Origin of the sequence: Polynucleobacter sp. MWH-Aus1W21 (genome assembly GCF_018687275.1) — a bacterium.
Lineage (GTDB): Bacteria > Pseudomonadota > Gammaproteobacteria > Burkholderiales > Burkholderiaceae > Polynucleobacter.
Window position 1 is genome coordinate 1253021 of the sequence record NZ_CP061287.1, and the last position, 20340, is coordinate 1273360.

A 20340-nucleotide genomic window follows, 5' to 3' on the forward strand; every position below is an offset into this window, starting at 1 on the left:
TAGATATGACACAAACTAATATCACTTGGATTGAAGGCGAAGTTGTTGAGAACGAAGTTCATATGACGATTGTTGAACTCTCGCACGCATCACGCACACCAGAAGATCTCATCATGACTTGGGTTTCTGAAGGCGTACTAAGCCCTGCAGGATCATCGCCAGAAGATTGGCGTTTTAGTGGCGACTCTTTAAGAAGAGCTAAAACTGCAGCCCATCTCACGCACGATCTTGAGTTGAATGTACCTGGGGTTGCCCTAGCACTCGACCTGCTTGATGAAATCGCTCAGCTGCGCGCGCGTTTAAAGTAAGACGATTAAACTCGCGACAACTTAAGATTCAGAGCGACTTAAGAGTTGCTCCCAACGCTGTAGCTTTTGATCTAAATCGGCCGTAATTTCACTCAGACGAGCTTGCATGCTCGCTGCTAACTCAGGCTCATTCTTGTACAGATCTGGATTGCTCATTGCGATCCCAATATCCGCTTGCTCAGTTTCTAGTCCTTCGATCTGCAATGGCAAAGCTTCTAACTCTTGGCGTTCTTTACCATTGAGCTTTTGAACACCGCTTTTGGCTGCCGGCTTTGCCTCTACTTTAGCCTCCACCTTTACTTCAGCCTTTACCTCTGTCTTCTCTGCTGATTTAGAGCTGGCGTTAGAAGCACGGATCTTGTCTGAACGGGCCTTCTGAATCTTCCAGTCTTCATAGCCGCCTTCGTATTCACGCCAGAAGCCATCGCCTTCATTCGCAATAATGCTCGTCACCACGTTATCTAAGAAGTAACGATCGTGACTGACCAAGAAAACGGTGCCCTTGTAATCTTGCAAGAGCTGCTCAAGCAAATCGAGAGTATCAATATCTAAGTCATTGGTTGGCTCATCTAATACCAGCACATTGGCTGGTCTTGCAAAAAGCCTAGCAAGCAACAAACGATTACGCTCACCGCCAGACAAGGTGCTCACAGGTGAATTCGTTCTCTCAGGCGCGAATAAGAAATCGCTCAGATAGCTTTTAACGTGTTTTTTATTGCCATTGATTTCGATCCACTCACTACCCGGGCTAATGTAGTCTTCCAATGAAGCATTGAGATCAAGACCTTCGCGCATTTGATCAAAATAGGCAACCTCTATACGAGTGCCCATCGTTGCAGTTCCTGAGTCTGGTGCAATGGTTCCTAAAATCAATTTTAGTAGGGTTGTCTTGCCGGCACCATTAGGTCCTAATAGACCAACCTTATCACCACGCAATATCGTAGCTGTGAAATCCTTCACGATCGGTCGATCATAAGTCTTGCTGACATTTTGGAGGTCAGCCACAATCTTGCCGCTTCGGTCACCAGCAGAAACTGCCAACTTCACCTGCCCCATGGCATCTCTACGTTCAGCACGACTACTACGCAACTTCTCTAAACGCGCAATACGGGCAACACTTCGAGTGCGACGTGCCTCAACCCCTTTGCGAATCCAAACCTCTTCTTGGGCTAATAATTTGTCTGCACGTGCATTTGCTAAAGACTCGGAGTTCAGCTCTTGCTCTTTTAGCACTTCATATTGTGTGAAGTTTCCGGGATAGCTACGCAGAATTCCACGATCAAGCTCTACGATTTGAGTACAGACGTTGTCTAAGAAGGCGCGATCATGGGTAATCAAAATGACCGAGCCTTGATATTCCTTCAGCAACTCTTCTAGCCAAGCAATCGAATCCAAATCCAAATGGTTGGTTGGTTCATCTAACAAGAGTACGTCGGGCATCTCTACTAAAGCGCGCGCCAGAGCAACCCGCTTTTTGGTGCCACCAGAAAGTGTATTGATTTTCAGATCAGCCTCTAGGTGGAGGCGATCTAGAGTTTCATGAACGCGCTGTTCCCAGTTCCAACCACTTAGAGCTTCCAGCTGGGATTGCACTTCATCTAGGCGATGATGGGAAGCGTCATCCCACTCGCCAACGCTGAGCGCCTCATATTCTTCGCGCAAAGCTTTTGCTTGCGCCACACCCTTGGACACTGCATCAAAAACGGTTTCCTCAGCCTCAAAAATAGGCTCTTGAGGAACGTAAGCAATGCGCAGGCCCTGCTGATACTGCAGGAGGCCATCATCCATTTTTTCAATGCCAGCCAGGATCTTCAGTAGAGAAGATTTGCCGGTGCCGTTACGGCCAATTAAGCCAACACGTTCACCGGATTCCAGTGAAAAAGCAGTGTTTGCGAGGAGGTCAACGTGGCCAAAAGCCAGTTTTGCATCTGTAAGTACGATTAAAGCCATGGCGACATTATCGTCACTTCCCCAAAAGACGAGATATTTTGAGCAATTTCTGCGAGACTAGCCCTATATGGCCTGCAAATTAACCCCTTCTGCGCCCCGCCTCATCCTATTCGCCGGTCATGCGGGCACTGGCAAATCTACTTTGGCAAAAAAAGCCTTGCCTTTCATCATTGAAAAAACTGGGGAAGATTTTTTCTTTCTCGACAAAGATACTGCCTATGGCGCCTTTAGTGCCCACGTCATGCAACTCACTACCCAAAATCCAAATGATCGGGATAGTCCCTTCTATCTTGAAAATCTTCGCGATTGGGAATACCAAGGGCTCATTGATATCGCTAGAGAAAATTTACTCTTAGGGGTGAATGTCATTTTAGTTGGACCATTCTCGAGAGAAATTCAGAGCGGCAGAATGTTTGATGCGCTAGCACTTGGTGTGCCGCCGCAAACTACCATTCAGATTGCCTGGATTGATTTAGACGAGTCTGAAGCCAAAAAACGCATGGAGAAGCGCGCTGACCCCAGAGATGAGTGGAAACTGGCACATTGGGACCAATACACCAGGCGCAGGACAGAGCCACCTACACACGCCTTATTGCATCGATTCGATAACTCCATTTTTAATGAAGTTTCCTTTGAGAAACTCATCGATGACATAGTTCAGTAAGTTGTAGATAAAAAAATAGAGCCCCCTAAGGAGCCCTATCGCAAGACCTAAGAACTGAATTCTTAGAACTTATAAGTCACACCTACAGCAGGCATCCATGGGTTCAATGTCAACTTACCAAGGTTTGTTCCGCCCTGCACTGTTGTTACATTGGTGCTCATAGTTGCATATTTAACATCCAAGTTCAAACCCCAGTTTTTATCAAACATGTAATCTGCACCGATCTGACCAACAACACCTACGCTATTTTGATCAACTTGTACGGAGTTACCTAGTGCTGGGAAATTTTGACGGTTGCCAAAGATGGTGTAATTCACGCCGACGCCTACATATGGCTTAAATGCACCTAGCTCAGTAAAGTGATATTGAACCAATAATGAAGGTGGCAAAGCAGAAACTTTACCGACATTGGAATTACCTGAGCCAGCCGTAATATTAACTTGTTGTGGATATGTCAATACTAGCTCTGCAGCAATATTTTTTGTAAAGAAGTAAGAAACATCAACTTCAGGAATCCATTCGTTTTGTGCTTTTACATTCAATGTGGATACAGTATTTGACTGACCGTTTTGAAATAACAAGTCAACTGCACGGACACGCAGCATCCAAGGATTTTCTTCCGCTTGAGCTTGAGCCGCGATTGGAGCTAAAGATGCTACTGCAGCCATTGCTGCTACGAGTGACTTAATACGCATGATGGTTTCCCTTTTTGTTATCAATTTCGATGAAACTATTTTCGAGTTGATACCAATGTGAGAATTTGATGTAAATCAAAGGCAAAGTGCTTGAGAATTTTTTGATTGCTAAAAAGCAACACACTTATAAAGCTTATTTGATCTAGATCAAATGGCTAGAGAATTACCCTATAGAACCTTAGAGTAAGTTCCTTTTGCTTGTGATTCCCTGAGGTGTCGATCAAAAGTCATGGCGACCCGTCTAGCTAGTAGACGCCCCTTTGTGGGAACCAATATCGTTTCGCCCTCCCAATCCAGAAGGCCGGCCTCGCCTAGATGTTTTAACTCTTCAATCTCCGTTTTGAAGTAAGTCTGGAAATCAATCTGGTGTGATTTTGCAAAGGATTTTGTATCCAACGCGAATTGACACATGAGTTCGCCAATTAACTCACGCCGTAGTAAGTCATCTTGATCGAGCCTTAAGCCGCGTAGCACTGGTAAATGTCCATGATCGAGCGCCTCGTAATACTCATCAAGGGTTCGTACATTTTGGGAATAGCAATCATCCACCTTGCCAATAGAAGAGATACCAAAGGCCAAAAGATCGCACTCTGCCTGTGTAGAGTAACCCTGGAAATTACGGTGGAGCTTACCCTCTTTTTGAGCGATTGCTAATTCATCATCGGGTTTAGCAAAATGATCCATGCCAATAAAGACATAGCCAGCTTCGCCTAGTCGCTCAATCGTATTAGAAAGAATATCTAACTTATCTGCAGCGGGCGGCAAATCCGCTTCAGCAATCCGGCGCTGCGGTTTGAAGATATGCGGCAGATGTGCGTAGTTATAGACCGATAGGCGATCAGGATTCATTGCCAAGACTGCATCTACAGTTTCTTTAAAGGTCGCTGGCGTTTGCTTGGGAAGTCCGTAGATTAAATCAACACTGCGCGATTTAAATCCATATTTTCTGGACCAATCCATGACCGCTTGAGTTTCTTCAATTGTTTGAATCCGATGCACGGCCTCTTGCACTGCTAAGTTGAAATCCTGCACTCCTAAACTAATGCGGTTAAAGCCCAAATCAGCAAGGAGTGCGATATCTTTTTCGGTAACGCGCCTTGGGTCAATCTCAATAGAATATTCACCGCCAGGCAATAACTCAAAATGCTCGTGAGTGTGATGCATGAGCTCAATCATCTCTTCATGAGACAGAAAGGTTGGCGTGCCGCCACCCCAATGTAATTGAGTGATTGGAATCTTTTTCTGGGCGCCCATGGCTTTAGTCACCATCGCCATCTCTTTCGCCAGATACTTAATATATTTGGCGCTACGCCCATGATCCTTGGTGATGATTTTGTTGCAGCCACAGTAGTAACAAATATTGGGGCAGAACGGCAAATGAAAATAGAGAGAAAGAGGTTCATCCACTTTCGCCACCCGCTCTAGCGCCCCTAAATAATCAGCTTCGGAGAACTCATTATGAAAACGATCGGCACTAGGATAAGACGTATAGCGAGGCCCATTGATATCAAACTTTTTCAACAACTCAGGATGAAATAAAACTTCTTTCTCTTGGGTTGAAGATGGATTTGCTACAGAGTTCATGGAGGACTTATATGGAGTTACTTTGACAAATAGTCTAGCGCCACTGCTTCTGCTACTTTAATCCCATCGACACCTGCAGACAAGATTCCACCCGCATAACCTGCGCCCTCGCCTGCCGGGTAAAGCCCTTTGATATTGAGACTTTGATAGTTAGTGCCGCGTGTAATTCGCAAAGGGGAGGAAGTGCGCGTCTCGACTCCTGTCAATACAGCATCCTTCATGGAGAAACCTTTAATTTGTTTCTCAAACGCAGGGATGGCCTCTCGAATGGCCTCAATGGCATAGGCAGGCAAGCTATCAGCAAGATCCGTTAGATGAACACCTGGCTTATAGGATGGCAAAACACTACCGAACTCAGTAGAGGCCTTGCCCTCTAAAAAATCTCCTATTAACTGTCCTGGTGCTTCATAAGTGCCACCACCCAACTCAAACGCCTTGGACTCGATCGCCCTCTGAAACTCAATACCTGCCAATGGACCACCAGGGTAATCCTCTGGAGTGATACCCACTACGATGCCAGCGTTTGCATTGCGTTCATTGCGCGAGTATTGACTCATGCCATTGGTGACAACACGATTAGGCTCTGAGGTTGCGGCAACCACTGTTCCACCAGGGCACATACAAAAGCTATAGACCGAGCGACCATTTTTGGCGTGATGAACCAATTTGTAATCTGCGGCACCAATGAGTTCATTGCCTGCATGAGGACCGAGACGCGCCCGATCAATCATTGACTGCGGATGCTCAATTCGAAAGCCTACCGAGAATGGCTTGGCTTCCATATAGACACCGGCATGATGCAATGCTTCAAAAGTATCGCGCGCACTATGTCCTAAAGCCAAAATCACATGGCTCGCAGCTAAGTCTGGCTGCCCTTCTATTTTGACCCCGGTAATTTGCTCGTTCTGAATATCAAAGCCAATCACTTTTTGGGTAAACCGTATCTCACCGCCTAGTTCAATAATTTCCTGGCGCATCTTTTCCACTACGCCAACCAGGCGAAAGGTGCCGATGTGAGGCTTGGCTACATAAGTAATCTCTTCTGGGGCTCCGGCTTTCACAAACTCATGAATGACTTTACGCCCATAAAACTTAGGATCTTTAATCTGGCTATATAACTTACCATCTGAGAAGGTACCGGCTCCGCCCTCGCCAAATTGAACATTGGACTCTGGATTGAGTGTATTTTTTCGCCATAAGCCCCAAGTATCTTGGGTGCGTTCGCGCACTTTTTTGCCGCGCTCTAAAACAATGGGCTTAAAGCCCATTTGTGCCAGCACTAAAGCAGCAAAAATTCCGCAAGGTCCAAAACCGATTACTACTGGGCGCAGCACTTTTCCTGAATCAATGGATTCAGGCGCTTTGGCTACAAAGTGATAGCTCGTATCTGGGGATGGCCTAATATGAATGTCGCCTGCAAATTTTTTCAGCAGAGCATCTTCATTCTTTACAGATAAATCTACGGTATAGATAAAAGATAAGGCAACGTTTTTGCGGGCATCGTAACTTCGCTTAAAAACGTCAAAGCCCATTAATTCTTTAGCGCTCAAATCCAAGCGTTTCAGAATTGCCTGCTCCACAGCTTCTGGAGCATGGTCGATGGGTAAACGCAATTCAGTAATACGGATCATGGAGTTTTACGATACACAGTGATTTAAGGCCTTTTTAGCCCCCGAAGAAGCCATAAGTCAAATAATACTGGTTATGAGCTCGCTCAGGCTAGGAGATCGCACATAAAGGCGATAATGCGTTATGGCTCTACGCGCAACTATCCACAAAGCCGACCTTCATGTCGCAGATTCTGACCGTCATTACTACGGCAGTCATTCATTAACCATCGCTAAGCACCCCTCAGAAACTGAGCAGCGCATGATGATCCGGATCATCGCTTTTGCGTTGCAGGCGCACGAAGACTTGGTCTTCACAAAAGGCCTGAGCGATGCCGACGAGCCCGATCTTTGGATCAAGGACCTTACTGACGCCATTAAGCTATGGATTGAAATTGGTCAACCCGATGAGCGTCGTATTCTGAAAGCCTGTGGTCGAGCAGATCAAGTCGTTGTCTATTGCTATGGTGGTCAAACGAGCAAAATCTGGTGGGATGGTATTGCTAATAAATTGACCCGCGCTCGCAATTTGCAAGTGTTTTCCATTCCAGCTGAACAAGCTGAAGATTTAAATAAATTGGTTGAGCGCAGTATGGTCATCCATGTCAATATTCAAGATGGCGAAGCATACGTTTCATCTGACCAGGGTCAAGTGACGATTACTCCAGAGATTTGGCGCAACAATCAATAGGCATCAAAAATGACAGTAGTGGTTTTTGATACCAATGTCTTATTAGATCTATTTGTCTTTAATGACTTTAGGGCGCTGCACTTGAAGCAAGCTCTCCTCGAAGGTAAGATAGATGCTCTGGCAACCCCAGCGACCTTAGAAGAATTTGCAGATGTCATTGCGCGCCCATTATTTTCATTGGACCAAGCGCAGCAAGAGCAGATCTTTCTTCAATGGCGGGATTTAGCAAGGGTGATTGATGATAAAGACCTACTTAAGTCGCATTGGATATGCCAAGATTCTGATGATCAGGTCTTTTTAGATCTTGCCTTTACTGCAAAGCCCTGCACCCTCATTAGCAAAGACAATGAAGTGCTTCGATTTGCAAATAAAGCGGTTGTAGAGCAGATCCTGATTACCGCAGACTACACGGCAATCGACCTATAGACTTTGCGCGGCCTGAGCGGCTATCTCAAATGACTTGAGACGAGCCTGATGATCAAATATTTGCCCCGTACAAATGATTTCATCTGCACCGGTAGCTTCTAACCAATGATGCATACCCTTCTTCACCGTTTCTAGCGACCCCACAACCGAGACTTGTAAGGCTTGGTCTGCAGCAGCTCTCTCATGAGGCTCACAAAATTCATTCATATCTACAATTGGGGGTGGCAACTGACCTCTGGTATTCCTACGCATCCTCACGACATTCTGTTGCAAAGTAGTAAATAGGTGTTGCGCATCTTCATCAGTATCGGCAGCTACTACATTCATTACGAAGGCGCTATAAGGTTTTGCCTGTTGCGCAGATGGCTTAAAGAGTTCACGATAAATCTTCATTGCCTCCAGTAGCTGCTCAGGGGCAAAGTGAGAAGCAAAGGCATACGGCAAACCGAAGTGCGCAGCTAATTGGGCACCGTAAAGACTGGATCCCAAAATCCAAATGGGTACGTTGGTATTCATGCCGGGAATTGCTTTAACGGATTGACCTTCCTGCAGTGGACCAAAGTAATGTTGAAGCTCTCTCACATCTTGCGGAAAGCGATCATCACTGCCTAATAAATCCCGTCGTAATGCCCTGGCAGTCATTTGATCGGTTCCAGGCGCCCTGCCCAAGCCAAGTTCAATCCTTCCTGGATACAAAGACTCTAGCGTGCCAAATTGCTCAGCAATCACTAGTGGGGCATGATTAGGCAGCATCACCCCTCCAGAGCCCACACGAATGTGTTTGGTGCCACCAGCGATATAGCCAACCAGAACCGCAGTTGCTGAACTCGCATTACCGGTCATGTTGTGATGTTCGGCAACCCAGTAGCGGGTATAGCCCCAGTTTTCAGCATGTTGCGCCACATCCAGCGAGTTTCGAAGCGCATCAGCAGCAGCAAAGCCCTGCGGAATCGGAGATATATCTAGAATGGAGTATGGGATGGAATTTGCCATCGCTAGATCATACCGAGAAAGTGCATTATTGACATGAGCAAACCAAAAATGGCCGACCCCGATGATGGCCTATTTAAACCAGGCAGCAAACTTCGGCATATTAAGACCGGTGGATTTTATAGAGTTGTCTTTCTTGCTAATGTAGAAGCTACTCTCGAGCCTGCCTATGTTTATGAATCGATGCAATCCCATGATTTCTGGATTAGACCTAAAACAGAAATGGAAGATGGGCGCTTTGAACTCATCTCCGAATAAGAAAGTCACTTACACATGTCCGAAGAACGAATCACCAATCTCGAAATCAAACTGAGCTTTACCGAAGATCTCATAGAGAAACTCAATGAGACAGTTTATAAACAGCAGCAGCAAATTGAGTTTCTGTATCGCGAACTCAAAGCCATCAAAGAGCAGGCTAGCAGCGGTGGTGGTGGCGGTAGCCTAAAGGATGAAATTCCTCCGCACTATTAATGCAAAGCCACAAAAATACCACACCAAGCCATCCTTACCGCAACACAGAGAGCGAAAAGCGCCAAATTACTATGACTAAGGTATCAACCCTACATAAGCGCTGGCTAAAAGAACCGGCGTATAAAAAAGCATTTGAAGAAACTCAAATTGAATTTGAGATCGCAAAAGAAATCATAGAAGCCAGGATGAAGAGTGGTCTTTCCCAGGAGGAATTGGCAGCTCTCATGGAAACTTCTCAATCTGCAATTGCCAGACTGGAAAGCGGCACGAGCCTACCATCTATGCGCACCCTAGCCAAGTTCGCAAAAGCGACCAATTCTCAAATTCAAGTTCACTTTAAGCAGATTAAACCTATAAAACACAAGGTTGCAGCCTAAGATGCTGATAATATGTATTCCAAGGTAGGCTCAATTTAAAAGGGAAATGATGAGTAACTTAACGCTATTTTTAGTCCAATGGGGCTTAACTTCTTTATCCCTTTGGGTTGCTAGCTACATTTTTAGTGGCTTACGCTTTGCAGATGGTGGCTCTTTAATCATTGCTGCCCTGCTTCTGGGCTTTGCCAACGCAATTGTTAAGCCGCTATTAGTTCTTTTCACACTTCCGTTAACCGTAGTCACGATGGGCCTCTTCCTGCTCGTGATTAATGCCCTAGTGTTGATGCTTGTCTCTGCTGTAGTAAGCGGCTTTACGATTTCCAGCTTCTGGACTGCGTTTTTTGCCAGCATCTTTATTTCTTTATTCAGCCTCTTTGTTAGCGGCTTAGTTTTCTAAGAAATATTTCCCGAGCTTTGTTTCTCTTATTTGCTAACTGAATAGATATCCGACCAAGAATGCAGCGCCGTTTTACATGGCTACGACTTGGTCACCAAGGATTTAGCATTCTGGGCAGCGAGACTGATTCTTAGGGCTAAATTAGTCTAGATTGATACCGAGCAATAAACCGTTGCCTATCACCCCTAGACTAAAATACGTCTATGAGCACAGATAATTTACCGAAGTGTCCTGCGTGCCAGGAAGATATGACCTACCCTGATGGGGAGAATTACGTTTGCGCCCAGTGCGGTCATGAATGGCCTATAGCTGCAGCTGCGGAAGAAATTGAGGCAGGCTTGATCGTCAAGGATGCCAATGGCAATCTTTTGACTGATGGTGATACTGTGACCCTCATTAAAGATTTAAAGGTTAAGGGTTCTTCTACAACCCTCAAGGTTGGCACCAAAATCAAAGGCATTCGATTGGTCTCTGGTGACCACGAGGTGGATTGCAAGACAGAAGCAGGCAACATGCTGCTCAAAGCCTGCTTCTTAAAGAAAGCCTAGATCAAGTTTCAATCTAGACTTTTCTTTTGAATTGACTTAAGTGCTCGCCTTTTTAAGGACTGCGTAAATCTGGTCCTTTAGCAAAAGCTTTTCCTTCTTCAAAATCTCGATCTCCTCTGGTGTGCTTGGCTCTGCATGAGCCTCCATTCTTTGGATCTTCTGGTCCAAATTATTATGCTTATCAAATAAATGCAGGAAGTGACGATCTGACGTTTTCAACTTGGTAATGAGTTCACGATATTCAGGAAACATAGATCCTCTTGAGATAAAAGTTATAGAAAACTGCCTGAGATTAGTTTAGCAATCTCGCATTCCAAGAACAATGCCCAAAGCGATCTTTTTGTTTTACCCCCTCCTCTTGTAATCTGCCGGAAAAACCCCATATAGGAAAGGCAAATTCCTGAAAGAAATTGCAGTAATATCAGATAGTGCATTAAGCACAATAACTACCAAAAGAAGGGTAATAGACCATGGCTACAAAGAAGTCTCCAGCAAAAAAGAAAGTAGCTACCAAGGTGGTATCAAAAGCCCCTGCAAAAAAAGCCGTCAAGAAAGTTGCCGCTAAAAAAGTAGCAGCCAAAAAGACAGTGAAAAAGGTAGTGAAAAAACCAGCGGCGAAGAAAGTCGCCGCAAAGAAACCTGCCACTAAGAAAGTAGCAGTCAAGAAAACAATGGCAAAGAAACCTGCGGCCAAAAAGCCAGCAGCAAAAAAGGTTGCCAAGAAAGCGGTAAAACAAGCTTCATCTAAAGCGCCTAAGGTTGATCAATATGGTCTAGAGCAAGATGATGAGTTTTACGGCCTGTATTTTGCAAAGTCTACGAAAAAGGGTTTGGTTGAAGTAAAACCATGTACCTTCTCATTAATGTATTGGTGGAAAGGCTTGCTTGGCTACCCTGACATGATTGAGATCTCCAAAGGAAGCAATACTGCGATGCTGCAGTTTGAATCTACTTTTGGCGGTGGCGACTCTGGCGAAACTGAATTAACTGAAAAAGATGTATTGGATATCGATCACATCATTGAAGTAGATGAAGAAGAAATGATGATCTCCCTCTACTCTTATGTACCTATTCCGGTTCCTGAGAAATTGGTCGGCGCTGTAAGTCTGGCTATTCTGAATATCAACCCAGAAACCCGCTATGGCAGCTTAGAGCTCTGCTCTACTGAGAACGAAGAAGGCGAAACCGAGCATTTCTTGCGCTATCGTGCAGCAACCTATTTGCGCGGCATTAAGTCTGGCAAAGTGGAAGCTATTGAAAGCATGGTTACCAACGGATCCGAGTTCTTCGGTCTTGCTTTAGATGCGATGTGTGTGAATAAGTCGATTAAGAAGTGGCTTCTTAGCTAATTGAGCGACTGTTAATGGCGGACTAACTATCCGCCACTATCTGCAAAGATAGATATAAGTTATGGGAAAACGGTCATTGACCGTTTTTCTGCTTTCTAGAATCGTCACCGTTCTTTTGCCCTGCTTTTTGCACTCCGCAAGAGCGGCTTCCTGAACCTCAGACTCTTTAGCAGTCTTGGGAGCATGCACTCCAATTGTTCCATCTGATTGTTGATAGATCCCGAATTCACTCTGAGGAGTTGAACAAGCTGCCAATAGGAGGCCAAGAAGAGCGACTATGTAATGACGTTTCATTTTAAAGAATGCCTAAGGGGTTTAAAAGTAACCCTATTCTAGGGCACGCTAAAGCAAAGATTAGGGAACTGTCACAAAAGTGTCATATACGCTTGAAATTGATAGATTTAAAACGTAGGATGGGCTTAATAGTCCATAAATAAAAATAAGGAAAATCATGAGCCAAAAGAAACTGGTCAAGCAACTATTGAAAAAGCTCGATAAATTAGAGTCCGATAGAGAAAAGCTCATCGATAAGCTAGCAAAAGCTTTAGATAAGTTGGAGAAAAAGGTGGCCGACAAGAAGACTCCCGCCAAGAAATCAGCGGCAGCAAAAAAGGCGCCTGCAAAGAAGGCCCCAGTGAAGAAGGTTGCTACAAAGAAGGCCCCTACCAAAAAGGTGCCGGCTAAAAGAGCTGCAGCTAAAAAGCCTGCGGTCAATAGCGAAGCAAGTTAATGGGTCACAAAAACAAAGAAAAGCTGGAGGATTCTAGTTACGACTCTGAACTTCGCCAATTGCAAATTGAGTTGGTGAAGTTGCAAAACAGTCTCATCAAAAATGGTGATCAGATCCTAGTCATATTAGAGGGTCGAGATACAGCAGGCAAAGATGGAACTATTAAAGCCATCACAGAACATCTGAGCCCACGTGAAACTCGTATTGTTGCGCTTGGCAAACCATCGGATAGCGAATCTGCAGAGTGGTACTTTCAGAGGTATGTGGCGCAACTACCAAAACAAGGTGAGTTCGTTCTATTTAACCGTAGTTGGTACAACCGAGCTGGCGTTGAGCGCGTCATGAATTTCTGCACCAAAGCTCAATACGTTAATTTCATTGAAACTGTAAATGACTTTGAATCCATCCTAGCAAGCTCAGGGATCGCTATCTTGAAATACTATCTAGATATTTCCAAGAAAGAGCAGGCTTTGCGTCTTAAAGATAGGGGAAATGATCCTCTAAAGCAGTGGAAGATCAGCCCTATTGACCAGCAAGCGCAGAAAAATTGGAATGCCTACAGTAAATGTAGAAATGAAATGCTGCAAAGAACCAGCCCTAAAGATGCGCCCTGGACAATTGTTAAGGCTAACGACAAGAAGCTAGCTCACTTAAATTTAATTCGAGATTTACTCTCTAGAGTGCCCTACCCAGGAAAAGATAAGTCACTACTGAAGACGGATAAGGATATTGCCTTTAAGTGGGATGGCAAACTTTTTAAACTCGAGAAATAAAATCTTTAGAAGACTTCAGGTACGTACATTTTCTGCGGCACTGGTCCGCGAAGATAGTCTGGGTTATGCACTCGCTTAGGCAATGTAATCACAGGATGGTCAATTTCCTGATACGGGATTTGACTGAGTAAATGGGTAATGCAGTTGAGGCGAGCTTTTTTCTTATCATTGGCAGCAACTACCCACCACGGCGCCTCTGGAATATGCGTACGCTCTAGCATCGTTTCTTTTGCCTTGGTATAGGCCTCCCAAAGCCTTCTTGCCTCTAAATCCATTGGGCTTAATTTCCACTGCTTGAGCGGATCGTGAATGCGCATCATGAAGCGGTTGTACTGCTCATCATCAGAGATTGAGAACCAATACTTAATTAGGATCACCCCGGAGCTAATCATCATCCGCTCAAGATCAGGAACTGTTCTTAAGAACTCTTCGTATTCTTCATCATTACAAAACCCCATCACCCTCTCTACACCAGCACGGTTGTACCAGCTTCGATCGAATAGAGCGATCTCACCACCAGCAGGCAAATGAGAAATATATCTTTGAAAGTACCACTGCGTCTTTTCGCGTTCGTTGGGTGCTGGTAAGGCGACTACCTTACAAACACGGGGGTTGAGGCGCTGGGTAATACGCTTAATAGCACCACCCTTACCCGCTGAATCACGACCTTCAAATAGGACTGCAACCTTGAGCTTATTAGCCACCACCCAATCTTGTAGCTTTACTAGCTCGCCCTGAAGTCTAAATAATTCGCGAAAGTATACGTTGCGTGGAATCTGCGATTTGCTATCGCCATCAGGAGACAGACGATCATCATCAAGCTCCATCTCAAGCTCTTCATCCATGCTATCAAGAATTTCCTCTTGTGCACGTCGATACCACTCGGCCATCTCTTTATGCTTCGATGTCATTTTCATTCCACTCCTAGAATACCTTTATAGCCAGGAAAGATGACACTTTTATTACATCAAGGGCTGATGGCCGTTTAAATAGTTGGAAATAGCCTCCTGGCTATGCAAGGCTAGCCACTTGCGATCTCTGGATGCTTCTGGATGCCCTCCAGAAGGAGGCAAAAAGGTTAATTCGACGATCAACTGACGATCATTCAATATCTTAGCCATGGATTCAAGCAGCCCCATCTCCCCAACAAAGGCTGCCGCATCACTTCTTTCGCCGGAAGCTGACGACCGATAGGAGATTGCTAAGGAATAGACCGGCACGCCAGCGATTACTGCAGATTCAAATAAATTAGGCTTGAATGGCAGCACGATCTCTCCTAGCGTGGAGGTACCCTCAGGAAAAATGCAGACAGAATGAGATGCAAGAACCCTACTTACATCTTCCGCAACCTTCTTCCCATGACGAGCATTGTCTCGCCTAATAAACACAGTGCCCAATTGCTTTGCCATCCAGCCAAATATCGGCCACCCCTCTACATCCGACTTTGCAACAAAGCGGATGGGTTTAAAGGCATTGATAGCATGAATATCCATCCAAGAAATATGGTTGGAAGCAAGTAGGAATGGTGTATTTGGAAGAATTGCTTGATTCTTTAAGCTTAATTCGATTCCAAAAATGCTTAGCAATCTATTTGACCAAGCCTGAATCAGTTGATTTTTCTTATTTTGATCTGCAAAAGGAAACTGAAAAGATAAAGTAGCCAAGCCAGCGATCACGTGAGCCGATACCAGAATCCAACACCAAGCTACTGATGTATTTCGCGATTGATTTAAGAGATGTTTCTTGCTCATATGGATTAGCAATATAAATCAAATTCCAAAAATAATTGCATCGTCACAAAACTGCCTCAGAACTGTCATGCTGCTTTCATACTCTATTGGCTTAATACTGTTTCATGATGCATTACAAAGCTATCTGGATTTCAGATGTACACCTGGGAACATCAGGGTGTCAGGCAAACTACCTTCTAGATTTCTTAAAACACAATGAAGCCGAGAAATTCTATCTAGTAGGAGACATTATTGATGGCTGGAGACTTAAGAAGTCATTCTACTGGCCTCAATCACACAATGACGTAGTACAAAAACTCCTGCGTAAGGCTCGCAAAGGAAGTGAAGTTATCTACGTTCCAGGCAATCATGATGAAAGCGCCAGACAATTCTTTGGACTTTCGTTTGGCGATGTCAAGGTAGTTGAAGAGGTAATCCACACAACGGTCGATGGTAGAAAGCTATGGGTAACTCATGGCGATCAATTTGATGGAGTAATGCAATACGCCAAGTGGCTTGCCTATGTTGGCGACACCATGTATTCGTTCATTCTTTACGTCAACCGCTACTTCAACATGCTCCGCGCCAAGATGGGCTTGCAGTATTGGTCTCTGTCTCAATACCTCAAGCACCAGGTAAAAAACGCAGTCAGCTATATCGCAGATTTTGAGCACATTATGGCCAGAGAAGCTCGCCTAAGAGGCTGTGATGGTGTAGTTTGCGGACATATTCACAAAGCAGAAATCCGTGAAATCGATGGCTTGCTGTATTGCAACGATGGTGATTGGGTCGAAAGCCTCACCGCCCTGGTTGAAACACACACTGGTGAACTCAAAATTATTCATTGGACACACATTAAAGGTGAGCCAATTGAAGCCCCTCAAATTGCTCTTCAACCTGCCGTTCAAACACTTATTAAAGAGGCTGCGCTATGAAAATTATGATCATTACAGATGCATGGGATCCACAGGTGAACGGTGTTGTTCGCACTCTCAAACAAACCCGCGCAGAATTAATTGCCATGGGTCATGAAGTGGAGATGATCACCCCAACTGGTTTTAAATCAATCCCATGCCCAACCTACCCTGATATCGCCTTATCTCTCTTTCCGGGCAAAGAGGTGGCACGTCGAATTAAAGAGTTTGCGCCTGATGCCATGCATGTCGCCACCGAAGGTCCCTTAGGATTATCTGCTCGCGCTTACGCAGTAAAAAATCGCCTGCCATTTTCTACTGCATATCACACCCGTTTTCCTGAGTACGTTAAGGCACGTACCGGCATTCCATTGGGCATTACCTATGCATTCATTCGCTGGTTTCATGGTCCATCAATGGCGGTCATGGCGCCAACCATTGTGGTTAAGGACGATTTAGAAAAATTTGGCCTGAAGAATGTGGTCCTGTGGTCAAGGGGTGTAGACCTCGACATCTTTAAGATGCAAGATTCAAAGGCGCTTAATTCCGCTCACCCTATCTTCTTATATGTAGGGCGCGTAGCTGTTGAAAAAAATATCAATGCATTTTTAGAAATTGATTTGCCAGGTTCAAAGTGGGTGGTAGGAGACGGTCCGGCTTTGGCTGGAATAAAAGAAAAATATCCAGAAGTGAACTATCTGGGTGTATTACAACAACATGAGCTAGCAAAAGTGTATGCAGCTGCAGATGTATTTGTATTTCCAAGCAAGACCGACACGTTTGGTCTAGTTTTATTGGAAGCAATGGCATGCGGTACGCCTGTGGCAGCGTATCCAGTCACGGGCCCTATTGATGTTCTGGGAAATTCAAACTCAGGGGCAATGGATGAAGATCTACGTGAAGCTTGCATGCAGGCACTCAAGATTCCACGTGAGGTAGCACGTGCCCATGCTGAGAAATTTTCATGGCGTTCGGCTTCCGAGCAATTTGCACAGCATCTGAAGCCTGTGCCAACGCCAGAAGTTCACGTCACTGCATTAGCTTAAAGAAAGTTATTCGTGAACTTCCCTTACCACGTTGATCAAAACCCACATAAGGGCAACCGAGGTCTTACTAGAGCATGGCATGCAGCTAAGAACTCTTGGTGCGGATTGGTATACGCCTTTCGAGAAGAAAGCGCCTTTCGACAAGAGCTTACCCTGCTTGTATTGCTAACGCCCATTGCATTTGCATTACCAATATCGCTTTTAGAAAAGTCGCTGCTAGTCTCTTCTATGGTGATGGTACTCGTCATTGAACTACTAAATTCCAGCGTAGAGGCGGCGATAGATCGAATTTCTTTTGAGCACCACGATCTTTCCAAACGCGCAAAAGATTTTGGTAGTGCCGCTGTCATGCTTGCCCTTGTTGTGGCAACCCTACTTTGGGTCGCAGTCTGCGCCCCTTTGATTCTTAGTCTCTAAATGAGCTATCCACCCAAATATCCAACTATTAAGGCCAACGATGTCTGATATCCCCAATCCAATCGGCTCATTTGAAATTTTTGCCCCAAAGAAAGTTAAAGCGCTCAAGAAGAAAAAGACAGGCACCCTTCAAAAGCTCTCTAAAAAGTTAGCCAAGAAGCTTTTTGGGAAAAAGTTTGTTACTAAAACGAGGGCTGAGCTTAGAGAAGCAGAGACAACTCCTGCTACTCAAATTGATAAACCCAAAAAACCGGCTTTTCAGATCATTTGGGCAAACACCCCTAGTGAAATTAAAGAAGCCCAGAGATTGCGATATAAAGTTTTTGCCGAAGAGATGGGGGCAAAGCTGCCGATGAATGCAGATGGTCTCGATATTGATGAATTCGACGCCTACTGCGACCATCTATTAATTCGTGATCAGGACAGCTTAAAGGTCGTAGGCACCTACCGCGTACTACCTCCACATAAAGCCCAAGAAATTGGACGCCTCTACTCTGATTCTGAATTTGACTTATCTCGCCTTGACCATCTGCGCCCTAAATTAGTTGAATTAGGCAGATCTTGCGTTCATCAAGACTATCGCTCAGGCGCAGTGATCATGGCTCTTTGGAGCGGCCTGGCGCAGTACATGCAAAAGAATGGCTACGAAATCATGTTGGGTTGTGCCAGCATCCCCATGGCCGATGGAGGCCACTTTGCAGCCAGCCTATTCAACTCTCTTGACAGCAATCAAATGGCGCCCACTGAATTCCATGCCTTCCCACGCTTACCTTTGCCTTTAGATAAGCTTAATGGTGGCTTGGATGTTCAGCCTCCTCCATTGATTAAGGGCTATTTAAAGCTTGGGGCCAAAATTTGCAGCGCTCCAGCCTGGGATCCAGACTTTAATACTGCTGATCTATTAACAATGCTGCGACTATCAGAAATTAATCCGCGTTACGCAAAGCATTTCTTAGGTCTCTAATTTTAAGGAATGAACCTCTTAGTAAAAAGCCATTTCAGAATGAGGTGGCTTTTTATATTTAGCTTGAGTTACTTAAAGCTGACTTGATAAGAGCGGCCAACTCTTTCCCACTCTGCAGCCTCTTTTAAAAGACTAAATTCTGTCAAAGGGTGTTCGGCAGACCATTCTTTAGATAGACTCACTAGGTAGGAACCGTCATGTTCCGATACCTTTACCTTTGGAATGCTAGTGTCATTTCGACCGCGACAAAGAACTTGAGCAAGCCTCAAACAAAAGAGCATTCGCCAGTCTTCAAAGCCGTGGTTATTGGCTAACTTACCAAGTTTTCCGGTATGGCCAATCAGTAAAGCAGCAAGTCTTGCCTGGTCATTCTTGGAAAATCCCGGCATATCAGCATTACCAGCAATATAAGCCGAATGCTTGTGATAGCCATTATGGGAAATAGATAAACCAATTTCATGAAGGTTAGCAGCCCACTGCAATAATGCGACGTTATCTGCTCTACTCTCTGATTCAGGCTTAGGAAGTTGCTGTAAAAAATCTGCCGCCAATTTACCTACCCTAGCAGCCTGCTCACGATCCACGGCATAACGTTGCATGAATTGCTCTACGGTGACATAGCGCATATCGTGATGCTGAGATCGACCAAGTAAGTCATAAAGAACGCCGCTACGTAATGCAGCATCCGTCACTTCCATTTCTTCAATGCCCAATTCATCGAATGCAGCCAACATAATTGCTAAGCCTCCAGGCCATACGGCCCTTCTATCATCCTTGAGACCAATCAACTCAACTTGATTAACATGCTCGTACTTGAGCAGGTGCTTTTTGAGGTTCTTTAAGCCTTCACGGGTAATGAGACCACTTGCCCCATTGACGCGACCCATCGTTAATCCATCGCTATGCCCATTGAAATTATTGCTAGCAATCAATTCAGCCAAAGCTCTAGCAGTGCCAGAGGAACCGATGACTTGTTTCCATCCACTTTTTAAATAAGCTCCGGAGATTACCTGTATTTCACGGCGTGCAGCTAGCTCAGCCTCTTTAAAGGCGTGAGCATCAATATTTCCTTTGGGGAAAAAACGCAAACTATGTGAGACGCAGCCTATATAAAGACTTTCCATCAACTTTGGCTCGTAACCTTTGCCAATAATGAATTCAGTAGACCCACCACCAATATCAATGACAAGCCTATTACCTTGAATAGCCTGCACCTCATGCGCCGCCCCAATATAAATGAGACGCGCCTCTTCTACGCCAGCAATGACTTCAATTGGAAAACCTAAAGCCTCTTGCGCATCCTCAACAAACTGCTGGGCATTTTTAGCAACACGCAATGTATTGGTAGCAACCGCGCGAACATTGGCAGGATCAAATCCACGAATACGTTCACCAAAACGTCTAATAGCAATTAAGCCTCGTTGATAGGCGTCATTACCAAGTAATTTATTTTCCGTTAGTCCTGCAGCCAAACGAACTGTCTCGCGCAAGGTATCTATGGGACGCAGCTGTGTTCCTGAAGGGGTTTTGACGACTTGGGCTACCAGCATTCGAAAACTATTAGAGCCTAAGTCAACCGCAGCTACGAGGTCTGCGGATATTGCTAAAGGATCTACGGGATTGCTGGCCAAAATGTTCCCCAAAAATGGAATGCTGCATCAATTATGTCTATTTTATGTACAAACCATGACATATTGATGAAATCAATA

At 44.9% G+C, this 20340-nt stretch carries 26 protein-coding genes; 16 read left to right on the forward strand and 10 right to left on the reverse strand.

What is annotated here, in order from left to right:
* The first annotated feature begins 5 nt into the window (after positions 1-5).
* Positions 6-308 carry a chaperone modulator CbpM gene (locus tag ICW03_RS06425; RefSeq protein WP_215346654.1) on the forward strand — a complete coding sequence of 101 codons (303 nt, stop codon included), beginning with the start codon at positions 6-8 and terminating at the stop codon, positions 306-308.
* A 21-nt stretch (positions 309-329) separates the two neighbouring features.
* Here ICW03_RS06425 and ICW03_RS06430 read toward each other — a convergent pair whose 3' ends face one another.
* Positions 330-2258, reverse strand: a complete 1929-nt coding sequence (locus tag ICW03_RS06430; RefSeq protein WP_215346655.1) for an ATP-binding cassette domain-containing protein — start codon at positions 2256-2258, stop codon at positions 330-332.
* A gap of 67 nt (positions 2259-2325) precedes the next feature.
* Between ICW03_RS06430 and ICW03_RS06435 the strand changes: the two genes are divergently transcribed.
* Positions 2326-2922 (forward strand): ATP-binding protein, encoded by a 597-nt coding sequence (locus ICW03_RS06435; RefSeq protein WP_215346656.1) that lies wholly within the window; start codon positions 2326-2328, stop codon positions 2920-2922.
* A 62-nt stretch (positions 2923-2984) separates the two neighbouring features.
* On the opposite strand, the gene ICW03_RS06440 is transcribed toward ICW03_RS06435, so the two are convergent.
* The 3 genes from ICW03_RS06440 to ICW03_RS06450 all read right to left on the reverse strand — a co-directional run bounded on the left by ICW03_RS06440 (position 2985) and on the right by ICW03_RS06450 (position 6832).
* Entirely contained in the window at positions 2985-3617 is a 633-nt protein-coding gene (locus ICW03_RS06440; RefSeq protein WP_215346657.1) for an OmpW family protein, read from the reverse strand.
* A 168-nt stretch (positions 3618-3785) separates the two neighbouring features.
* Positions 3786-5201 (reverse strand): oxygen-independent coproporphyrinogen III oxidase, encoded by a 1416-nt coding sequence (hemN, locus tag ICW03_RS06445; RefSeq protein ID WP_215346658.1) that lies wholly within the window; start codon positions 5199-5201, stop codon positions 3786-3788.
* A gap of 17 nt (positions 5202-5218) precedes the next feature.
* The gene (locus tag ICW03_RS06450; protein WP_215346659.1) at positions 5219-6832 is read right to left on the reverse strand and encodes an NAD(P)/FAD-dependent oxidoreductase; all 1614 of its coding nucleotides are present in this window, start codon (positions 6830-6832) and stop codon (positions 5219-5221) included.
* A gap of 121 nt (positions 6833-6953) precedes the next feature.
* Here ICW03_RS06450 and ICW03_RS06455 point away from each other — a divergent pair, with 121 nt between their 5' ends.
* Complete coding sequence (locus ICW03_RS06455; protein ID WP_215346660.1) at positions 6954-7499, forward strand: YaeQ family protein; 546 nt, start codon at positions 6954-6956, stop codon at positions 7497-7499.
* A 9-nt stretch (positions 7500-7508) separates the two neighbouring features.
* Entirely contained in the window at positions 7509-7925 is a 417-nt protein-coding gene (locus ICW03_RS06460) for a putative toxin-antitoxin system toxin component, PIN family (RefSeq protein ID WP_215346661.1), read from the forward strand.
* Here ICW03_RS06460 and ICW03_RS06465 read toward each other — a convergent pair.
* Positions 7920-8918, reverse strand: coding sequence for an LLM class flavin-dependent oxidoreductase (locus ICW03_RS06465; protein WP_215346662.1), 999 nt, complete (start codon positions 8916-8918; stop codon positions 7920-7922). The genes ICW03_RS06460 and ICW03_RS06465 overlap by 6 nt on opposite strands.
* Before the next feature lie 33 nt (positions 8919-8951).
* On the opposite strand from ICW03_RS06465, the gene ICW03_RS06470 reads away from it, so the two are divergent.
* From ICW03_RS06470 to ICW03_RS06490, 5 genes are all read left to right on the forward strand, one after another.
* The gene (locus ICW03_RS06470; RefSeq protein ID WP_068323477.1) at positions 8952-9173 is read left to right on the forward strand and encodes a hypothetical protein; all 222 of its coding nucleotides are present in this window, start codon (positions 8952-8954) and stop codon (positions 9171-9173) included.
* Between the two features lie 15 nt (positions 9174-9188).
* Positions 9189-9386: a SlyX family protein gene (locus ICW03_RS06475; RefSeq protein ID WP_215346663.1), complete on the forward strand. Its 198-nt coding sequence runs from the start codon at positions 9189-9191 to the stop codon at positions 9384-9386.
* Positions 9386-9763 (forward strand): helix-turn-helix transcriptional regulator, encoded by a 378-nt coding sequence (locus ICW03_RS06480; RefSeq protein ID WP_215346664.1) that lies wholly within the window; start codon positions 9386-9388, stop codon positions 9761-9763. Before ICW03_RS06475 ends, ICW03_RS06480 begins: the two co-directional genes overlap by 1 nt.
* Positions 9764-9809: 46 nt before the next feature.
* Positions 9810-10160, forward strand: a complete 351-nt coding sequence (locus ICW03_RS06485; protein ID WP_215346665.1) for a phage holin family protein — start codon at positions 9810-9812, stop codon at positions 10158-10160.
* A gap of 203 nt (positions 10161-10363) precedes the next feature.
* Positions 10364-10708 (forward strand): zinc ribbon domain-containing protein YjdM, encoded by a 345-nt coding sequence (locus ICW03_RS06490; RefSeq protein WP_215346666.1) that lies wholly within the window; start codon positions 10364-10366, stop codon positions 10706-10708.
* A 36-nt stretch (positions 10709-10744) separates the two neighbouring features.
* Here ICW03_RS06490 and ICW03_RS06495 read toward each other — a convergent pair whose 3' ends face one another.
* The gene (locus ICW03_RS06495) at positions 10745-10960 is read right to left on the reverse strand and encodes a YdcH family protein (RefSeq protein ID WP_215346667.1); all 216 of its coding nucleotides are present in this window, start codon (positions 10958-10960) and stop codon (positions 10745-10747) included.
* Positions 10961-11178: 218 nt separating this feature from the next.
* On the opposite strand from ICW03_RS06495, the gene ICW03_RS06500 reads away from it, so the two are divergent.
* Complete coding sequence (locus ICW03_RS06500; protein ID WP_215346668.1) at positions 11179-12057, forward strand: hypothetical protein; 879 nt, start codon at positions 11179-11181, stop codon at positions 12055-12057.
* A gap of 36 nt (positions 12058-12093) precedes the next feature.
* Here the strand turns inward: ICW03_RS06500 and ICW03_RS06505 are convergent, their stop codons facing one another.
* Positions 12094-12351, reverse strand: coding sequence for a hypothetical protein (locus tag ICW03_RS06505; RefSeq protein WP_215346669.1), 258 nt, complete (start codon positions 12349-12351; stop codon positions 12094-12096).
* Between the two features lie 157 nt (positions 12352-12508).
* Here ICW03_RS06505 and ICW03_RS06510 point away from each other — a divergent pair, with 157 nt between their 5' ends.
* Positions 12509-12787 (forward strand): serine/threonine protein kinase, encoded by a 279-nt coding sequence (locus ICW03_RS06510; protein WP_215346670.1) that lies wholly within the window; start codon positions 12509-12511, stop codon positions 12785-12787.
* Positions 12787-13560: a polyphosphate kinase 2 gene (gene ppk2 / locus ICW03_RS06515; protein WP_215346671.1), complete on the forward strand. Its 774-nt coding sequence runs from the start codon at positions 12787-12789 to the stop codon at positions 13558-13560. The genes ICW03_RS06510 and ppk2 (ICW03_RS06515) overlap by 1 nt, the downstream gene beginning before the upstream one ends.
* 5 nt (positions 13561-13565) lie before the next feature.
* Here the strand turns inward: ppk2 (ICW03_RS06515) and ppk2 (ICW03_RS06520) are convergent, their stop codons facing one another.
* Complete coding sequence (gene ppk2 / locus ICW03_RS06520; protein ID WP_215346672.1) at positions 13566-14471, reverse strand: polyphosphate kinase 2; 906 nt, start codon at positions 14469-14471, stop codon at positions 13566-13568.
* A 51-nt stretch (positions 14472-14522) separates the two neighbouring features.
* The gene (locus ICW03_RS06525) at positions 14523-15311 is read right to left on the reverse strand and encodes a 1-acyl-sn-glycerol-3-phosphate acyltransferase (RefSeq protein ID WP_215346673.1); all 789 of its coding nucleotides are present in this window, start codon (positions 15309-15311) and stop codon (positions 14523-14525) included.
* 104 nt (positions 15312-15415) lie between these two features.
* Here ICW03_RS06525 and ICW03_RS06530 point away from each other — a divergent pair, with 104 nt between their 5' ends.
* The 4 genes from ICW03_RS06530 to ICW03_RS06545 are packed head-to-tail and all read left to right on the forward strand — an operon-like array spanning position 15416 to position 18631.
* Positions 15416-16225, forward strand: a complete 810-nt coding sequence (locus tag ICW03_RS06530; RefSeq protein ID WP_371819859.1) for a UDP-2,3-diacylglucosamine diphosphatase — start codon at positions 15416-15418, stop codon at positions 16223-16225.
* Entirely contained in the window at positions 16222-17250 is a 1029-nt protein-coding gene (locus tag ICW03_RS06535) for a glycosyltransferase family 1 protein (RefSeq protein WP_215346674.1), read from the forward strand. Before ICW03_RS06530 ends, ICW03_RS06535 begins: the two co-directional genes overlap by 4 nt.
* A gap of 12 nt (positions 17251-17262) precedes the next feature.
* Positions 17263-17667: a diacylglycerol kinase gene (locus ICW03_RS06540; protein ID WP_215346675.1), complete on the forward strand. Its 405-nt coding sequence runs from the start codon at positions 17263-17265 to the stop codon at positions 17665-17667.
* A gap of 40 nt (positions 17668-17707) precedes the next feature.
* Positions 17708-18631, forward strand: a complete 924-nt coding sequence (locus ICW03_RS06545) for a GNAT family N-acetyltransferase (RefSeq protein ID WP_371819860.1) — start codon at positions 17708-17710, stop codon at positions 18629-18631.
* A gap of 68 nt (positions 18632-18699) precedes the next feature.
* Here ICW03_RS06545 and ppx read toward each other — a convergent pair whose 3' ends face one another.
* On the reverse strand, positions 18700-20262 hold the full coding sequence (ppx, locus tag ICW03_RS06550; protein ID WP_215346676.1) for an exopolyphosphatase: 1563 nt from the start codon (positions 20260-20262) through the stop codon (positions 18700-18702).
* Between the last annotated feature and the right edge of the window lie 78 nt (positions 20263-20340).

What these genes read in the sequence shown, in the direction of transcription:
- ICW03_RS06465 (WP_215346662.1), bottom strand. Translation starts at nt 8,918, where the DNA reads ATGGCAAATTCCATCCCATACTCCATTCTAGATATATCTCCGATTCCG.
- ICW03_RS06525 (WP_215346673.1), bottom strand. Translation starts at nt 15,311, where the DNA reads ATGAGCAAGAAACATCTCTTAAATCAATCGCGAAATACATCAGTAGCT.
- ICW03_RS06490 (WP_215346666.1), top strand. Translation starts at nt 10,364, where the DNA reads ATGAGCACAGATAATTTACCGAAGTGTCCTGCGTGCCAGGAAGATATG.
- ICW03_RS06530 (WP_371819859.1), top strand. Translation starts at nt 15,416, where the DNA reads ATGATGCATTACAAAGCTATCTGGATTTCAGATGTACACCTGGGAACA.
- ICW03_RS06480 (WP_215346664.1), top strand. Translation starts at nt 9,386, where the DNA reads ATGCAAAGCCACAAAAATACCACACCAAGCCATCCTTACCGCAACACA.
- ICW03_RS06510 (WP_215346670.1), top strand. Translation starts at nt 12,509, where the DNA reads ATGAGCCAAAAGAAACTGGTCAAGCAACTATTGAAAAAGCTCGATAAA.
- ICW03_RS06475 (WP_215346663.1), top strand. Translation starts at nt 9,189, where the DNA reads ATGTCCGAAGAACGAATCACCAATCTCGAAATCAAACTGAGCTTTACC.
- ICW03_RS06535 (WP_215346674.1), top strand. Translation starts at nt 16,222, where the DNA reads ATGAAAATTATGATCATTACAGATGCATGGGATCCACAGGTGAACGGT.
- ICW03_RS06505 (WP_215346669.1), bottom strand. Translation starts at nt 12,351, where the DNA reads ATGAAACGTCATTACATAGTCGCTCTTCTTGGCCTCCTATTGGCAGCT.
- ppk2 (WP_215346672.1), bottom strand. Translation starts at nt 14,471, where the DNA reads ATGACATCGAAGCATAAAGAGATGGCCGAGTGGTATCGACGTGCACAA.
- ICW03_RS06495 (WP_215346667.1), bottom strand. Translation starts at nt 10,960, where the DNA reads ATGTTTCCTGAATATCGTGAACTCATTACCAAGTTGAAAACGTCAGAT.
- ppk2 (WP_215346671.1), top strand. Translation starts at nt 12,787, where the DNA reads ATGGGTCACAAAAACAAAGAAAAGCTGGAGGATTCTAGTTACGACTCT.
- ICW03_RS06440 (WP_215346657.1), bottom strand. Translation starts at nt 3,617, where the DNA reads ATGCGTATTAAGTCACTCGTAGCAGCAATGGCTGCAGTAGCATCTTTA.
- ICW03_RS06485 (WP_215346665.1), top strand. Translation starts at nt 9,810, where the DNA reads ATGATGAGTAACTTAACGCTATTTTTAGTCCAATGGGGCTTAACTTCT.
- hemN (WP_215346658.1), bottom strand. Translation starts at nt 5,201, where the DNA reads ATGAACTCTGTAGCAAATCCATCTTCAACCCAAGAGAAAGAAGTTTTA.
- ICW03_RS06545 (WP_371819860.1), top strand. Translation starts at nt 17,708, where the DNA reads ATGTCTGATATCCCCAATCCAATCGGCTCATTTGAAATTTTTGCCCCA.
- ICW03_RS06455 (WP_215346660.1), top strand. Translation starts at nt 6,954, where the DNA reads ATGGCTCTACGCGCAACTATCCACAAAGCCGACCTTCATGTCGCAGAT.
- ICW03_RS06435 (WP_215346656.1), top strand. Translation starts at nt 2,326, where the DNA reads ATGGCCTGCAAATTAACCCCTTCTGCGCCCCGCCTCATCCTATTCGCC.
- ICW03_RS06470 (WP_068323477.1), top strand. Translation starts at nt 8,952, where the DNA reads ATGAGCAAACCAAAAATGGCCGACCCCGATGATGGCCTATTTAAACCA.
- ICW03_RS06460 (WP_215346661.1), top strand. Translation starts at nt 7,509, where the DNA reads ATGACAGTAGTGGTTTTTGATACCAATGTCTTATTAGATCTATTTGTC.
- ICW03_RS06450 (WP_215346659.1), bottom strand. Translation starts at nt 6,832, where the DNA reads ATGATCCGTATTACTGAATTGCGTTTACCCATCGACCATGCTCCAGAA.
- ICW03_RS06500 (WP_215346668.1), top strand. Translation starts at nt 11,179, where the DNA reads ATGGCTACAAAGAAGTCTCCAGCAAAAAAGAAAGTAGCTACCAAGGTG.
- ICW03_RS06425 (WP_215346654.1), top strand. Translation starts at nt 6, where the DNA reads ATGACACAAACTAATATCACTTGGATTGAAGGCGAAGTTGTTGAGAAC.
- ICW03_RS06430 (WP_215346655.1), bottom strand. Translation starts at nt 2,258, where the DNA reads ATGGCTTTAATCGTACTTACAGATGCAAAACTGGCTTTTGGCCACGTT.